The organism is Pseudomonas sp. MDT1-16, assembly GCF_054898115.1.
In genome coordinates this window covers 5,240,774-5,255,854 of sequence record NZ_CM142717.1, presented here as the reverse complement: position 1 = coordinate 5,255,854, position 15,081 = coordinate 5,240,774, and the positions used below count along the sequence as shown (strand labels likewise).

The window sequence follows — 15,081 nt, the reverse complement described above, 5'->3', positions numbered from 1 at the left end:
GAAAAAGGTGATGGGCGACCGCGGGATCGCCAACAGCATCGATGCCGGGTTATCGACTTGTTGCGGGCAGGCTTTAGGGTTATTCCGTCGCCAGACCGGTCAGTGTGATCCCTGTAGCAGCTGCCGAAGGCTGCGTCCGGCTGCGAAGCAGTCGTAAATGCCGAGCTCTCGGTGCACCGAATATAGCGCGGTGAATGGTTTGGCGAGGACTGCGTCCTCGGACGCAGCCTTCGGCAGCTGCTACAAGGGATCGCGTTATTTCATTCCCAAGCGTTTGGCCATCCTTCCAAGATTCGCCCGATCCAAGCCTAGCTCACGCGCCGCACTCGCCCAATTGTTATGGTGTCGTTCCAGACAGGCGTTGATCAGTCGACGCTGATAATCCTCGGTCGCCGCCCGCAAGTCTCCCGAGACCAACGCAACAGGGCTGACAGTGGCTGGCTCGGCTGCAAGCGCAACACTGCCAGTGGGCAAATCCAGGTCCGCCGCACTCAAGCTTAGAATTTTCGGCCGTTCCTTGCAGTTACCGAGCGCCTTCAAGGCACTGCGGCCAATCAAGTGCTCCAGTTCCCGCACATTTCCCGGCCATGTATACGCCAGCAATGCAGCCTGAGCGTCGCTGTTCAGGCGCAGGCTGTTGAGGCCCATGCGTGAGCGGTTCTGCTCCAGGAAATAGCCGCTGAGCAGCAACACATCCCGCCCACGATCACGCAGTGCTGGCACCAACAACGGATAAACGCTCAGGCGGTGATAGAAGTCGGCACGGTAGCGGCCGCTGCGCACTTCCTCCGCCAGATCGCGGTTGGTCGCGGCGATCAGTCGTACGTCGACCTGATGCTCTTTATCCGAACCCAATCGCTGCAATTGACCGCTTTGCAGGACTCGCAGCAATTTGGCCTGGACGGTCAGGGACAGCTCACCGACTTCATCGAGAAACAGCGTGCCGCCATTGGCCAGTTCGAACTTGCCGCGCCGATCGTTCATTGCGCCGGTGAAGGCACCGCGGACATGGCCGAACAACTCGCTCTCCACCAGCGTGTCCGGCAGCGCGGCGCAGTTGAGGCTGATGATCGGCTTGTCGGTCCGGGGCGATGCGGCGTGGATGGCTTGGGCGACCAGTTCCTTGCCGACCCCGGTTTCGCCGGTGATCAGCACGGTAAGATCGCTGCCGCCCACCAGATTGATTTCTTCCACCAGCCGTTTGTGGGCCTTGCTCTGGCCAATCATCTCGCGGTTCTGCTGGCCGCTGGCTTGTCGGTAAACCTCGGCGCGCTGATGTTCGTCTTCGACACGATTGGCCAGGCGTTCGATGCGCTCGGCGGCGTTGACGGTGGCGGCGGCGAGGCTGGCGAAGGCTTCCAGGGCGTCCAGTTCGATCGGTTCGAAGCGCTCCGGATCGAGTGCGTCAAGGGTCAGCAAACCCCACGGACGCTCGTCGATAAACAGCGGGCAACCCATGCAGTCATGGACTTCCAGATGATCGTCGAGGCCATCGACCAGGCCGTCGTAAGGGTCGGGCAAGTCGCTGTCAGCGGCGAAACGGGTCGGGCCGTGACTGCTGAGCAGCGCTTCGAAACGCGGGTGTTCGCTGACTTTAAAGCGTCGGCCGAGGGTGTCGGTGCTCAACCCGTCGACGGCCAGCGGCACCAGCCATTCGCCATCGAGGCGCAGCAGGGCGGCGGCATCGCAGGGGAGCAGGGCGCGCATGGCTTCGAGCAAGCGCCGATAACGCTCGCCTTCGGGGAGTTCACGGGACAGGTCGGAGACCAGTGGCAGCAGGGCGGTCAGTAGAGATTTTGCAGTCATAGTGACTCCGTGTAGTCGGTATGACTATAAAACAGTCTGTGTCGATATGACTACTAAGAATTCAAGTAATTGATTTATAACGTTTTAATTTTTGGCACGGAAACTGATAAGTCCAAGGCAGTCAGTTAGCAATCCAAGTAGTTCAGGAGTCGCCTTATGCTTAGCGTTCAAGACCGTGCAATCGTCAAATCCACCGTGCCCTTGCTGGAAAGCGGTGGCGAAGCGTTGATCACTCATTTCTACCGCATGATGCTCTCCGAGTATCCGGAAGTTCGCCCGCTGTTCAACCAGGCTCACCAGGCCAGCGGTGATCAGCCGCGTGCCCTGGCAAACGGTGTCTTGATGTATGCGCGGCACATCGACCAGCTCGACCAGTTGGGCGACCTGGTGGCCAAGATCATCAACAAGCACGTGGCCCTGCAAATTCTCCCGGAACACTACCCGATTGTCGGCTCCTGCCTGCTGCGAGCCATCTCCGAAGTGCTGGGCGACGAGATTGCCACACCTGAAGTGATGGCCGCCTGGGGGGCTGCTTACGGTCAATTGGCCGACATCCTGATCGGCGCCGAAACCAGCATCTACGACCAAAAGGAACAGGCACCGGGCGGCTGGCGCGGGGCGCGGGACTTCATCGTGGTGGCCAAGGTCGACGAAAGCGCGGAAATCACCTCGTTCTACTTCGAACCGGCTGACAAAGGCCCGATTCTGGCGGCAGAGCCAGGCCAGTACATCGGCATGCAACTGATCCTCGATGGCGAAGAGATTCGTCGTAACTATTCGCTGTCGGCTTTGGCGAACCAGGGCCAGTACCGGATCAGCGTAAAGCGTGAAACCGGTGGCCGCGCCTCCAACCATCTGCACGATCAGTTACATGTAGGCTCGAGCATCCAGCTGTTCCCGCCATCGGGCGAATTCACCCTGACCGAAAGCGCCAAACCGTTGGTGCTGATCAGCGGCGGCGTCGGGATCACTCCGACGCTGGCGATGCTCGAAGCGGCGCTGGCGACCAAGCGGCCGGTGCACTTTATTCACTGCGCACGCAACGGTAGCGTTCACGCCTTCCGCGACTGGATCGATGGCTTGGCCGAGCATCACCCGCAACTCAAACGCTTCTATTGCTACGACGAAGATGATGGCGTGAGCCCGGCGGCGCACAAGGTTGGCTTGTTGAGCCAGGAGCAACTGGGCGAGTGGTTGCCGCAACAGCGCGATCTGGACGCTTACTTCCTTGGGCCAAAAGGCTTTATGGCGGCGATCAAGCGCCACCTCAAAGCCTTGGGTGTGCCGGAGAAGCAAAGCCGTTACGAATTCTTCGGACCGGCTTCGTCGTTGGAGTAACCGCTTATCTTGTAGGAGCACGGCTTGCCGGCGAAGGCGATCTTAAGGACGCCTTCGCCGGCAAGCCGTGCTCCTACGAGTGCTTGTCGGTCTTTCAGCCCTTCACTTCCTTCAAATGTTTGTACACCGTCGCCCGGCCCATGTTCAGCACGTTCGCCACATAGTTGGAGGCGCTTTTACCTTTGAAGGCGCCTTCGGCGTGCAGTGCCAGCACCAGTTCGCGTTTATGGTCGCGGGTCAGCAGGTTCAGGCTCAGCTGACGTTCGCGCAGCCAGGCGTGGAGGAAGGTGTTGATCCGCTCCTGCCAGTCATCGCGAAACAGCGAATCGGGTTGCGGAATCAACTTGCTCGGTGACAGGAACAGATCCAAAGCGGCCTTGGCATTTTCGAACAGAGAAATATTCAGATTGATGCACAGCACCGCCAGCGGACGGCCTTCACTGTCGCGCAGCACGCTGCTCAGGCTGCGAATCTTCTGACCATCCCAATTGAGTTTTTCGTACGGCCCGATGTTTCGTTCGCTGATCTCTTCGCTGAGCATGTCCCCCAGCGCCGAGTCGTCACCGACTTCGCGCTTGGACAGGTTGTTGGCGATGTAGTCGACCTTCTGTGTGCGCAGATCGTGCAGCACCACTTCGGCGTGAGGAAAGAGCAACGTGGCGATGGCATCGGCGATCGCTCGAAAGTTGTCCAGCGGCGAGCGCTTCAATGCAGAGTCATCAAGGGCCGGATCGTGTTCTTGGGCGTTCATAAAGTGGAGCTCCAGGCAGCATCAGCGCCCCGTCAAAAAGGGGCGCTGGAAGTTTGCCGCAATCGTGTCGACACGTCACCTGAGTCTGAACGTCAGCCCAGCCGCGCGGGGGAGAGCATCTCGGTGTTCAGACCGAAGCGAGTCAGTTGCTCGGGCAAGGCTTCACCGCGCACCAGTGCAGCGCTGGCCTGGCCCATGGCCGGCGAGGTCTGGATGCCATAACCGCCTTGTGCCGCTACCCAGAATAGCCCCGGTACCTGCGGATCGAAACCGCACAGCAAATCACCGTCGCTCACGAAACTGCGCAAGCCGGCCCAAGTGCGGGTCGGACGGCGGATGGTCAGGGTGGTGGCTTCTTCGATCTGGTAGATGCCCATCGCGATGTCCAACTCTTCGGGCTGCACGTCGTGCGGTTCTACCGGGTCGGCGTTGGCTGGCGAGCCGAGGAACATCCCCGCGTCGGGCTTCATGTAGAAGGATTCGTCGAGGCTGACCAGCATTGGCCAATGATGGATGTCCACGCCCTCGGGGCCGGCGAAGATGAACGCCGCGCGCCGCTTGGGTTGCAGGCCCAGTGGTTTGGCACCGGCCAACTCACCGATTTTGTCGGCCCAGGCGCCTGCCGCGTTGATGATGATCGGGGCGCTGAAGGTCTGACCGTTGGTGTGTACTTGCCAGACACCTTCGGCATCACGGGTCAGGCTCAGGACTTGACTGTCGGTATGAACTTCGCCCTTGTTACGTCGGATACCGCGCAGGTAACCCTGGTGCAGGGCATCGGTGTCGATGTCGCTGGCGGTCGGGTCGTAAATCGCGCCATGGACTTTTTCCCGGCGCAGGATCGGCAAGCGCACGCAGGCCTCATCGGCGCTGAGCAGCTGCATTTCCGGCACCGTGGCTTTGGCGCTCTGGTATTGATTGTTCAGTTCGGCGGGGTCGCCGGTGAAGTCCACGGTCATCTCGCCACGCGGGGTCAGCAGCGGGTGTTCGCAAAAACCGGCTGGCGGCGCGTCGAAGAAATCACGGCTGGCCTGGGTCAGCGCCCGAACTTGAGGCGTACCGTATGCGGCGGTAAACAGCGCGGCCGAACGTCCGGTGGAGTGGTAAGCCGGATGAGATTCGCGTTCGAGCACGATCACTCGGGCGTGCTGCGACAGCCAGAAACCGGTGGAAGCGCCGGCAATCCCGCCGCCGATGATGATGAAATCTGCCTGGCTCATGAACGTCTCCTGATGGGGCGTAAATGCCGAATGTGTAGATGACCCCTGTAGGAGCGAGCGGGCGGCGATCCGACTTGCCCGCGAAGGCGGTGTATCAGTCGAAATTTATGTTTACTGACACACCGCCTTCGCGGGCAAGCCTCGCTCCTACAAGGGTTCGTGGTGTTAGTGCTGTAGTTGGTAAAGGGCATTGGCCAGCGCAATGTCTTCCAGGCCCAGACCGATGGAGCGGAAGAACACATGGCGGTCGTAGTCGGGGCGCTGGACTTTTTCGCTGAGCAGATCCGGCAGGTCACCGATGATCGCGTGCTTGTCCCAGCCATGCTGTTCACCGGCAATCAGCATTTCGCCGGCCGAGCCTGGGGTGGTCAGACGATAGTCGCAGAACACTTGCATGTCATTGAGGCTCTGCGGCGGTACTTCATGGGCCCGTGGTGCGTTGGTGCTGATGGAGGTGATCAGCGCCGGTTTGCTCAAGCTTGAAGGGTCGATCACCGGCCCTGCGGACGAGGTGCAGAGCATGATCACGTCAGCGTCCTGAATGGCCGCTTCACGACTGTCGACGATGGTCAGGCGTGGATCGAGGCTTTTGAGCTGCGCCAATACTTTGGGATTCTTGTCGCTCAGGCTCGGCGAGTAGAGGCTGACGCTTTGCCAGTCACGCAGACCTTTGACGTAGTGCAGGTGCGCCTGGGCGACCTTGCCACTGCCGATGATCGCCAGGCGCCGGGCCTTTAGCGGGGCGAGAGCGTCGACCGCCACGGCCGTGGTTGCAGCGGTGCGCGCCGTGGTCAGTTCGCCGGCATCACAGAGCAACAGCGGCTGGCCGGTCTGCATCGACATCAGCAGCGTCCAGGCGGTCACCAACGGGCCTTGTTCACGCACGATGTACGGCGAGGTCTTGACCCCGTAAACGCCGTCTTCGGCCAGCACGCCCAGGTAGTTGATGAAGTCGCCAGCGCCCTGCGGGAACTCAACCAATTGCTGCGCCGGTTGCACGGCTTGTCCGGCAGCCAGGTCGCGGAACAGTTTGCGCAGGATCTGCGGCACGTCGACCTGCGCCAGCAGCTCGCGGGCCTGAGGTTGGGTGATCACGTAAGGCGTACTGGACATGGTCGGCTCCGGGGCTGGAAGTAAACTAATTTGTCCATTATGGACTTTTAGTTATCACGAGCAAGCTTCTGTTGAAAAAAAGCCGGACGAAAAAAAAGCGCAGTCCGTTTCCGGCTGCGCCTCTTTTAGTGCGACCCGCGTTACGGACCCTTGCGCTCAACCGCCCGCAGTAGATGCGTCGGTGGCGTTTCACAGCTGATCTTGCGCCCCAGCAGTGCCTCGATGGACGGTAGCTGGTAGGAGTCGTCTTCACCGGCAAAACTGATGGACACGCCATCGGCGCCAGCACGACCGGTGCGACCGATACGGTGCACGTAGTCGTCCGGGACTTCCGGCAAGGTGAAGTTGATCACGTGGCTGATGCCGTCGATGTGAATGCCGCGGCCGGCCACATCGGTGGCGACCAGTACGCGGATCTTGCCTTCGCGGAAACCTTCGAGGGTCTTGATGCGTTTGTGCTGCGGCACGTCGCCGGACAGTTGCGCGGCATTGACGCCATCACGGACCAGGCGTTCTTCGATGCGCCGCACTTCGTCCTTGCGGTTGGCAAACACCATCACCCGCTCCCAACCGTTGTCGTTGACCAGGTTGTAGAGCAGTTTGTATTTGTCGGCGCCGGCCACGGCGTAAATGTGTTGCTCGACGTTTTCGCTGGCCACGCTCTGCGACTCGATCTCGACGATGGACGGGTCGGTAGTCCATTGCTTGGCCAGGTTCATCACGTCTTCGGTGAAAGTCGCGGAGAACAGCAGCGTCTGACGCTCGTCCTTCGGCGGAGTCTGGCGAATGATCTGACGCACTTGTGGGATGAAACCCATGTCGAGCATCCGGTCGGCTTCGTCCAGGACCATGACTTCGACCATGTCCAGGTGCACGTCGCCGCGCTGGTTGAAGTCCAGCAGACGGCCCGGGGTGGCCACGAGGATGTCGCAATGACGGGCTTCGAGGTGCTTGAGCTGTTTGTCGAAGTCCATGCCGCCGACAAACGTCATGACGTTGAGGCCGGTGTATTTGGTCAGGTCGGCCGCGTCCTTGGCGATCTGAACCACCAGTTCACGGGTCGGCGCAATGATCAGCGCCCGCGGCTCGCCCATGTAACGCTCTTTCGGCGGTGGGGTTTGCAGCAGTTGGGTGATGATCGAAATCAGGAATGCGGCGGTTTTGCCGGTGCCGGTCTGGGCGCGACCGATGGCGTCTTTGCCCGCCAGGGTGAAGCCAAGCACCTGTGCCTGAATTGGCGTGCAATACGGGAAGCCCAGGTCCTGGATGGCGTGCATCAGTTCAGGGGCGAGTTTGAAATCGTGGAAACGGGTTTTGCCTTCCTGGGGTTCGACGGCGAAGTCTTCAAGTTTCCAGGGAATAACCGGCGCTTTTGGCTTCGGTTCGCGACGCGGTTTGGCAGGTTTCGCAGCTTCGCTGCTCGGTTCTTCAGAGGCTTGAGCCTCAACGGGTTGGACGGTCGGTGTGGCCATCGGTTCGTGCTTCGGTACCGCTACGGTTGCGGTCCGGCCAGACTGATTACCGTCGGTGCGGTGGCTGGGATGGTGAGACGGAGCGCTGGAGACTGGCGCGAGCTGCTCAGTCTCGCTTTTACCGAACATTTTCTTGAGTGCTTTGAGCACGGTCATCTCATCAATTGATTAAGGAATATACGCCGGCCAGTGTAATGCAAGAATCGGGCGCGGCGTAGTGGGATGGATCAATGGGCTGTTTTTACATAAGCGGTTAACGCAAGCGCTCGGCGAGCCAGACGCCAATATCGCGAATTTCCTCGGGTAACACTTCGTGGCCCATTGGGTATTCCTGCCATGTCGCGGTGACACCATGCTGCTTTAAATACTCGTAGGCGGTCCGGCCCATGGCGTTTTCAACGACGTCATCGTACTGGCCGTGTAAAGACAGCACAGGAATGCGCTGCTGGCTGGCGGAAAGCTCCAGTTCGTCGCTGAAGGTCGGTGCATAAGTCGAGAGGGCAAGTACGCCACCCAACGGCCCCTGCCATTTCAGAAACGCGGTGTGTAACACCACCGCGCCACCTTGGGAAAAACCTGCCAGAAAGATCCGCGAGGCGTCTATTCCGCTGGCGCGCTGCTCTTCTATCAAATCAAAGACCCGTTGCGCCGACGCTTCCAGCTGCTCGCGGTCGATCGCGCGTGCCGGGCTCATGGCCAATATGTCGTACCAGCTCGGCATCTCGTAACCGCCATTGATGGTAACGGCTCGGGTCGGCGCCTGAGGCAGAACGAAGCGGGTGGTCAGCAGGCTTTCCTGCAGCGCTTCGGCCACCGGCAGGAAGTCGTAGCGGTCGGCGCCCAGGCCGTGCAGCCATATAACGCAGGCGTCTGCGGGCTTTACGGGTTGAAGAATCAAGGGCTCGGTCATGGTTGCTCCAATTTTGTGCATGCGCTCTCATTGAGTGCGAGAGGTGAGTGCGCGCTTGGTTGATCAGTTAAGAAGATGTCGCAAGGCTACAAGTATTGCTATTGACCTGTCGCGCAATCGCTTCTGCGAGCGGTCTGGTACGGGCTTTGCTATGGGAAAACGGTGCAACCCATCTCGCGCCTTGCGGTAACACTATCAGTGTACTGCTGGCGGTGGGATAGCAAAGAATCCGGTGATGGATGTTCGCCAGTGGCCGCTACGGGCTTCGCGAACGTGAAAGGGCTACAGCCCGTTCGGCCGATTGGTGAGAAGTGAGTTGTCCATGATGTGGATTTTCTCCTACTAGACTCATAGCGCAGGTCTTACGTCGGTTGACCCCAAAAAAAGCCAACACGGGTCAACAACGCCTCATAAGGGTGCGACTGGACTCAAGCTCCGACACAACAAGAGCAAAACTGGAGGTTTGAATGAAGATGTTGAAATCCACCCTGGCTATCGTGACTGCAGCCGCAGTACTCGGTGTCAGTGGGTTCGCTCAGGCGGGTGCAACCCTGGATGCAGTGCAGAAGAAAGGTTTCGTACAGTGCGGTGTAAGTGACGGCCTGCCAGGCTTCTCGGTTCCAGACTCCACTGGCAAGATCATCGGCATCGACGCTGACGTCTGCCGCGCTGTGGCCGCTGCCGTTTTCGGCGATGCGACCAAAGTCAAATTCAGCCAGTTGAACGCCAAAGAGCGCTTCACCGCGCTGCAGTCCGGCGAAATCGACGTGCTGTCGCGTAACACCACCTGGACCAGCTCGCGCGATTCGGGCATGGGTCTGGTGTTTGCCGGCGTAACGTACTACGACGGCATCGGCTTCCTGGTGAACAACAAACTGGGTGTGAAGAGCGCTAAAGAGCTCGACGGCGCCACCATCTGCATTCAAGCCGGTACCACCACCGAGCTGAACGTTTCCGACTATTTTCGCGGCAACGGTCTGAAATACACCCCGATCACCTTCGACACCTCCGATGAAAGCGCCAAGTCGCTGGAATCCGGTCGTTGCGACGTGCTGACCTCCGACAAATCCCAGCTCTACGCACAACGCAGCAAGTTGGCGACCCCGACCGACTACGTCGTTCTGCCGGAAACCATCTCCAAGGAGCCTCTGGGCCCGGTCGTGCGTAAAGGCGACGAAGAGTGGTTCAGCATCGTCAAGTGGACCCTGTTCGCGATGCTCAACGCTGAAGAAATGGGCATCACCCAGAAAAACGTTGAAGCTGAAGCCCAAGCCACCAAGAACCCGGACGTTGCTCGTCTGCTGGGCGCTGACGGTGAATACGGCAAAGACCTGAAAGTGAAGAAAGACTGGGTCGTTCAGATCGTCAAGCAAGTAGGTAACTACGGTGAAGTGTTCGAGAAAAACCTCGGCAAGGGCACTCCACTGGCCATTGACCGCGGGCTGAACGCTCTGTGGAACAACGGCGGCATTCAATACGCACCACCAGTGCGCTGATGGTTCTATCACCCGGTGGGCCAACCGCCGGGTGATGTTCTGTTCCATTATTTGCGGGGCACTTCATGCAAAATTCAATCGGCGCACCAAAGCAGAGGCTCAGCCTCAGCGATCCGAAAGTGCGTGCGTGGCTATTTCAGATCATCACCATTGTGGCGGTGGTCTCGATGGGCTGGTATCTGTTCGATAACACACAGACCAACCTTCAGCACCGGGGCATTACCTCCGGCTTCAGCTTTCTGGAGCGCAGTGCCGGTTTCGGCATCGCTCAACACCTGATCGACTACACCGAATCGGACAGTTATGCCCGGGTGTTTGTCATCGGCTTGCTCAACACGCTGCTGGTGACTTTCATCGGCGTGATCCTGGCGACGATCCTCGGGTTCATCGTCGGTGTGTCACGGCTGTCGAAGAACTGGATCATTGCCAAACTGGCGACTGTTTATGTGGAAGTCTTCCGCAACATTCCGCCGCTGCTGCAAATCCTGTTCTGGTACTTCGCGGTGTTCCTGACCATGCCAGGGCCACGCAACAGCCATAACTTCGGCGACACCTTCTTCGTCAGCAGCCGCGGCCTGAATATGCCCGCAGCGTTGGCGGCGGACGGTTTCTGGCCGTTTGTGGTCAGCGTCGTCGTGGCCATCGTCGCCATCGTGCTGATGTGCCGCTGGGCCAACAAACGCTTCGAAGCCACCGGCGTTCCGTTCCGCAAGTTCTGGACCGGCCTGGCGCTGTTGCTGGTGATCCCGGCGCTGTGTGCGCTGATCTTCGGCGCCCCCGTGCATTGGGAAATGCCGGAGCTCAAGGGCTTCAACTTCGTCGGTGGCTGGGTGCTGATCCCTGAACTGCTGGCGCTGACCCTGGCCCTGACCGTATACACCGCGGCGTTCATCGCCGAGATCGTGCGTTCGGGCATCAAGTCGGTCAGCCACGGCCAGACCGAAGCGGCGCACTCGTTGGGTTTGCGCAACGGTCCGACGCTGCGCAAGGTGATCATCCCGCAAGCCCTGCGCGTGATCATTCCACCGCTGACCAGCCAATACCTGAACCTGGCGAAGAACTCCTCGTTGGCGGCCGGTATCGGTTATCCGGAAATGGTCTCGTTGTTTGCCGGTACGGTGCTGAACCAGACCGGGCAGGCGATCGAGGTGATTGCCATCACCATGAGCGTGTACCTGGCGATCAGTATCAGCATTTCCCTGCTGATGAACTGGTACAACAAGCGCATTGCGCTGATCGAGCGGTAAGGAAAAGCGCATGACGACTCATACTTTCAAACCTGACATGCCACCCCCGAGCCGCAGCATCGGTGTCGTGGCGTGGATGCGCGCCAACATGTTCTCCAGCTGGCTCAACACCCTGCTGACCCTGTTCGCGTTCTACCTGATCTACCTGGTGGTGCCGCCGATCCTGAGCTGGGCGATCCTCGATGCCAACTGGGTCGGCACCACCCAGGCTGACTGCACCAAGGAGGGCGCCTGCTGGGTGTTCATCCAGCAGCGCTTCGGCCAGTTCATGTACGGCTACTACCCGGTGGACCTGCGCTGGCGCGTGGACCTGACCGTGTGGCTGGCGGTCATCGGCGTGGCACCGTTGTTCATCTCGCGTTTTCACCATAAAGCGGTGTATGGCCTGAGCTTCCTGGTGCTGTACCCGATTGTCGCCTGGTGCCTGCTGCACGGCGGCGTGTTCGGCCTGAGCGCCGTGGCGACCAGCCAATGGGGCGGCCTGATGCTGACCCTGGTGATCGCCACCGTCGGTATTGCCGGTGCGTTGCCGCTGGGTATCGTCCTGGCGCTGGGCCGTCGTTCGAACATGCCGGCGATTCGGGTGGTCTGCGTGACCTTCATCGAATTCTGGCGCGGCGTGCCGTTGATCACGGTGCTGTTCATGTCCTCGGTGATGCTGCCGTTGTTCCTGCCTGAAGGCATGAACTTCGACAAACTGCTGCGGGCGCTGATCGGCGTGATCCTGTTCCAGTCGGCTTACGTGGCCGAAGTGGTGCGCGGTGGTCTGCAAGCGATTCCCAAAGGTCAGTACGAAGCGGCTGCCGCGATGGGCCTCGGTTACTGGCGCAGCATGGGCCTGGTGATTCTGCCGCAAGCCCTGAAGATGGTGATCCCTGGCATCGTCAACACCTTCATTGCGCTGTTCAAGGACACGAGCCTGGTGATCATCATCGGCCTGTTCGACTTGCTCAACAGCGTCAAACAAGCTGCCGCCGACCCGAAATGGTTGGGCATGGCCACCGAAGGCTATGTGTTCGCGGCCCTGGTGTTCTGGATTTTCTGTTTTGGTATGTCCCGCTATTCCATGCATTTGGAACGTAAGCTGGACACTGGCCACAAGCGTTAGGAGCGTAGTTTATGAGTGAAGCGATCAAACAGCCTGTGAGCCCTGAAGGCATTATTCAGATGCAGGGCGTCAACAAGTGGTACGGCCAGTTCCACGTGTTGAAAGACATCAACCTGAACGTTAAACAGGGCGAGCGTATCGTCCTGTGCGGCCCGTCGGGTTCCGGCAAGTCCACCACCATTCGTTGCCTCAACCGTCTGGAAGAACACCAGCAGGGCCGCATCGTGGTCGATGGCGTGGAGCTGACCAACGACCTCAAGCAGATCGAATCGGTCCGCCGTGAAGTCGGCATGGTGTTCCAGCACTTCAACCTGTTCCCGCACCTGACCATCCTGCAGAACTGCACGCTGGCGCCGATGTGGGTGCGCAAGATGCCCAAGCGCCAGGCCGAAGAAATCGCCATGCATTACCTGGAACGCGTCCGCATTCCGGAGCAGGCGCATAAATTCCCGGGGCAACTGTCCGGCGGTCAGCAACAGCGTGTGGCGATTGCCCGTGCCTTGTGCATGAAACCGAAAATCATGCTGTTCGACGAACCGACCTCGGCGCTCGACCCGGAAATGGTGAAAGAGGTTCTGGACACCATGATCGGCCTGGCTGAAGACGGCATGACCATGCTCTGCGTAACCCACGAAATGGGCTTCGCCCGCACCGTGGCCAATCGCGTGATCTTCATGGACAAGGGCGAAATCGTCGAACAGGCCGCGCCGAACGACTTCTTCGATAATCCGCAGAATGAGCGGACCCAGTTGTTCTTGAGTCAGATTCTGCATTGATGGGTTGAATCATAGCGTTAACTCAAAGCCCCGCAGAATTTTCTGCGGGGCTTTTTTGTTCGTGCAGATTCGCTACAGGCGTTCGAGTGCCAGGTGTACGGCACGAAGGGCGTTGAGCCTCCCGTGCCCGTAGTAGTGGCTATGGCCATTGAGGTCATAGTGGCCGAGCGGTCCATCGTCGGCATGCCCGATCTTGTCGCAGCAATCGGCAAGGATTTGTCGCACTGCCTGGCGATCCAGCATCGGGTTGACACCCAGCACAAGCGCAGCCACTCCGGCGGCTCCCGGGCAGGCGCTTGAGGTGCCGCTGAATAAATCGGTGAAGGCGCCATTGCTCGAATCGGCAAACTTGCCACTCAGGTCCGTTGTGCGAACTCCCCGGGTTTGCGGGATTGAAGTGGCGGGTTTGAATTTCGGATCCGGGTGCGGTTGGTCGCCACTGGGAAAGCAGCACCAGAGCGCTTTACCGAAGTCGCTGTAGGCGCTGCGGCGGCTTTGGTCATTGCAGGCGCCGACTGCAATCACCATTGGATGGCTGGAGTAACCATCATTGTCCACACTCTCGTTACCGTTGCCGGCCCCGAAAAAGATGACGCAACCTTTGCCATTGCGGCCCTTGGTCGCAGCATATTCAATGGCCAGACGCGTGCTGGCCGCCAATGGAAACGTTTGGGTGTGTCTGGGATCGGTAGGATCGGCCCAATGACCTTCAGCGGGGCCCCAGCTGCAGGAAATGATGTCAGCCCCATTATCGGCGGCCCAAAAAAAGGCATCGGCTTCAGCGCGTGCACCTAGGGGTTTGGTGAGTTTGAGCGGCATCAGGCGCGCCCGTGGCGCGACCCCACTGGCACCGACCTGGCCATTGGCGCACGCTACGCCCGCGGCCGCTGTTCCGTGGCGTTCGAGGGCGTTTTTCGGTCGTGGGCCTTGTTTGGAATTGCGGCGATCAAAGTTCTGTGCACCGACTATTTTGCCGGGACCGGCGAATTCGGGATGGTCGATATCAATGGCGTCGTCGATGACGGCGATCACTACACCTAGGCCCTGAGCAAACTCATGAGCGGCTTCGACGTTGGCACTCGCGTCGATCTGAGCCTGATAGGTGACCGTGGTTTTTTTCAGGTGCCACTGGTTATCGTGGATGGCCCTGCGTTGTCCCTGGCGCAGTATTTCAGGGTGACAGTATTCGATGTCTTCACGCTCCAGCAGTTTGAGTGTGAGTGAGCACACGTCCGTACCGTGACAGTCTTTGTTGTGAACGAAGAATGCGTTGGCCGCGTAGGGGACTTGTTGCTTGATGGTCATTCCCAGCTCATTGAGTGTGACCAGGCACTGTGTAGGGGTGAGTTGATCAGTGAATTTCAAAAAGATGTTCTCTGTGTAAAGAACGGGTTCTTGAGTAAGAGGATCGACCAGCACACTTGCGGCGAAACGCACGTCTGGCAATTCGCGCAATAAAGCCTTGCGCTTGGACAGATCCGAATCCGGTGGCAGTTTGAAGACCTGTACGTCCGCGTCTTCGATGTGCATCACCCGTTCACTGTCGCCTATCGCCTGATGCGCTTGCTCGCAGCACAGCGCCGAGGCGAGTTTTTTCCCCGCCTGACTGCGTACCGCGATCATCTCCTGACTTTTCTGCAGAAAGAAAGAGTGACTGTGCTTTTTACCGAAGTTGACTTCTTCCATGGGGTTTTCCATCTGTTTCAAAGTCGCAGACGAAAATGCCTGCGGGGTAAGGTCCTTGAGTCTGAAGGGCGGGAGCACTGTATGAAGTCAGTTCCTGGCCTGAATGGTCGTAGGGCAAATCCTCAATTCGAAGGTGTTTCCGACAGTGGTAATGAAGG

At 59.2% G+C, this 15,081-nt stretch carries 12 protein-coding genes; 5 read left to right on the top strand and 7 right to left on the bottom strand.

Going from position 1 to position 15,081, the window contains the following annotated elements:
• Window positions 1–255: 255 nt before the first annotated feature.
• Window positions 256–1,806, bottom strand: a complete 1,551-nt coding sequence (gene norR, locus ACYZT3_RS24215; RefSeq protein ID WP_282379042.1) for a nitric oxide reductase transcriptional regulator NorR — start codon at window positions 1,804–1,806, stop codon at window positions 256–258.
• 156 nt (window positions 1,807–1,962) lie between these two features.
• Between norR and hmpA the strand changes: the two genes are divergently transcribed.
• Complete coding sequence (hmpA, locus tag ACYZT3_RS24210) at window positions 1,963–3,144, top strand: NO-inducible flavohemoprotein (RefSeq protein ID WP_462030914.1); 1,182 nt, start codon at window positions 1,963–1,965, stop codon at window positions 3,142–3,144.
• 94 nt (window positions 3,145–3,238) lie between these two features.
• On the opposite strand, the gene ACYZT3_RS24205 is transcribed toward hmpA, so the two are convergent.
• The 5 genes from ACYZT3_RS24205 to ACYZT3_RS24185 form a co-directional block, all read right to left on the bottom strand.
• Window positions 3,239–3,895 carry a helix-turn-helix transcriptional regulator gene (locus ACYZT3_RS24205; protein ID WP_462030913.1) on the bottom strand — a complete coding sequence of 219 codons (657 nt, stop codon included), beginning with the start codon at window positions 3,893–3,895 and terminating at the stop codon, window positions 3,239–3,241.
• Window positions 3,896–3,987: 92 nt separating this feature from the next.
• Window positions 3,988–5,115, bottom strand: coding sequence for an NAD(P)/FAD-dependent oxidoreductase (locus ACYZT3_RS24200; protein WP_462030912.1), 1,128 nt, complete (start codon window positions 5,113–5,115; stop codon window positions 3,988–3,990).
• Between the two features lie 165 nt (window positions 5,116–5,280).
• A complete protein-coding gene (locus ACYZT3_RS24195) occupies window positions 5,281–6,228 on the bottom strand; it encodes an ornithine cyclodeaminase family protein (protein ID WP_462030911.1) in 948 nt (315 codons plus the stop codon).
• 140 nt (window positions 6,229–6,368) lie between these two features.
• Entirely contained in the window at window positions 6,369–7,856 is a 1,488-nt protein-coding gene (rhlB, locus tag ACYZT3_RS24190; protein WP_462030910.1) for an ATP-dependent RNA helicase RhlB, read from the bottom strand.
• Window positions 7,857–7,953: 97 nt separating this feature from the next.
• Entirely contained in the window at window positions 7,954–8,610 is a 657-nt protein-coding gene (locus ACYZT3_RS24185; RefSeq protein ID WP_282379054.1) for an alpha/beta hydrolase, read from the bottom strand.
• Window positions 8,611–9,077: 467 nt separating this feature from the next.
• On the opposite strand from ACYZT3_RS24185, the gene ACYZT3_RS24180 reads away from it, so the two are divergent.
• The 4 genes from ACYZT3_RS24180 (at window position 9,078) to ACYZT3_RS24165 (ending at window position 13,237) form a co-directional block, all read left to right on the top strand.
• Window positions 9,078–10,106 carry an amino acid ABC transporter substrate-binding protein gene (locus ACYZT3_RS24180; RefSeq protein ID WP_462030909.1) on the top strand — a complete coding sequence of 343 codons (1,029 nt, stop codon included), beginning with the start codon at window positions 9,078–9,080 and terminating at the stop codon, window positions 10,104–10,106.
• Window positions 10,107–10,171: 65 nt separating this feature from the next.
• Complete coding sequence (locus tag ACYZT3_RS24175) at window positions 10,172–11,353, top strand: amino acid ABC transporter permease (RefSeq protein WP_449643016.1); 1,182 nt, start codon at window positions 10,172–10,174, stop codon at window positions 11,351–11,353.
• Between the two features lie 10 nt (window positions 11,354–11,363).
• The gene (locus tag ACYZT3_RS24170; protein WP_462030908.1) at window positions 11,364–12,461 is read left to right on the top strand and encodes an amino acid ABC transporter permease; all 1,098 of its coding nucleotides are present in this window, start codon (window positions 11,364–11,366) and stop codon (window positions 12,459–12,461) included.
• Window positions 12,462–12,472: 11 nt separating this feature from the next.
• Entirely contained in the window at window positions 12,473–13,237 is a 765-nt protein-coding gene (locus ACYZT3_RS24165) for an amino acid ABC transporter ATP-binding protein (protein ID WP_462030907.1), read from the top strand.
• A 72-nt stretch (window positions 13,238–13,309) separates the two neighbouring features.
• Here the strand turns inward: ACYZT3_RS24165 and ACYZT3_RS24160 are convergent, their stop codons facing one another.
• Window positions 13,310–14,923, bottom strand: coding sequence for a S8 family peptidase (locus tag ACYZT3_RS24160; protein WP_462030906.1), 1,614 nt, complete (start codon window positions 14,921–14,923; stop codon window positions 13,310–13,312).
• Between the last annotated feature and the right edge of the window lie 158 nt (window positions 14,924–15,081).

Coding starts and splice junctions, on each gene's coding strand:
- ACYZT3_RS24175 (WP_449643016.1), top strand. CDS start 10,172: ATGCAAAATTCAATCGGCGCACCAAAGCAGAGGCTCAGCCTCAGCGAT.
- hmpA (WP_462030914.1), top strand. CDS start 1,963: ATGCTTAGCGTTCAAGACCGTGCAATCGTCAAATCCACCGTGCCCTTG.
- ACYZT3_RS24160 (WP_462030906.1), bottom strand. CDS start 14,923: ATGGAAGAAGTCAACTTCGGTAAAAAGCACAGTCACTCTTTCTTTCTG.
- ACYZT3_RS24170 (WP_462030908.1), top strand. CDS start 11,364: ATGACGACTCATACTTTCAAACCTGACATGCCACCCCCGAGCCGCAGC.
- ACYZT3_RS24205 (WP_462030913.1), bottom strand. CDS start 3,895: ATGAACGCCCAAGAACACGATCCGGCCCTTGATGACTCTGCATTGAAG.
- norR (WP_282379042.1), bottom strand. CDS start 1,806: ATGACTGCAAAATCTCTACTGACCGCCCTGCTGCCACTGGTCTCCGAC.
- ACYZT3_RS24180 (WP_462030909.1), top strand. CDS start 9,078: ATGAAGATGTTGAAATCCACCCTGGCTATCGTGACTGCAGCCGCAGTA.
- ACYZT3_RS24195 (WP_462030911.1), bottom strand. CDS start 6,228: ATGTCCAGTACGCCTTACGTGATCACCCAACCTCAGGCCCGCGAGCTG.
- ACYZT3_RS24185 (WP_282379054.1), bottom strand. CDS start 8,610: ATGACCGAGCCCTTGATTCTTCAACCCGTAAAGCCCGCAGACGCCTGC.
- ACYZT3_RS24200 (WP_462030912.1), bottom strand. CDS start 5,115: ATGAGCCAGGCAGATTTCATCATCATCGGCGGCGGGATTGCCGGCGCT.
- ACYZT3_RS24165 (WP_462030907.1), top strand. CDS start 12,473: ATGAGTGAAGCGATCAAACAGCCTGTGAGCCCTGAAGGCATTATTCAG.
- rhlB (WP_462030910.1), bottom strand. CDS start 7,856: ATGACCGTGCTCAAAGCACTCAAGAAAATGTTCGGTAAAAGCGAGACT.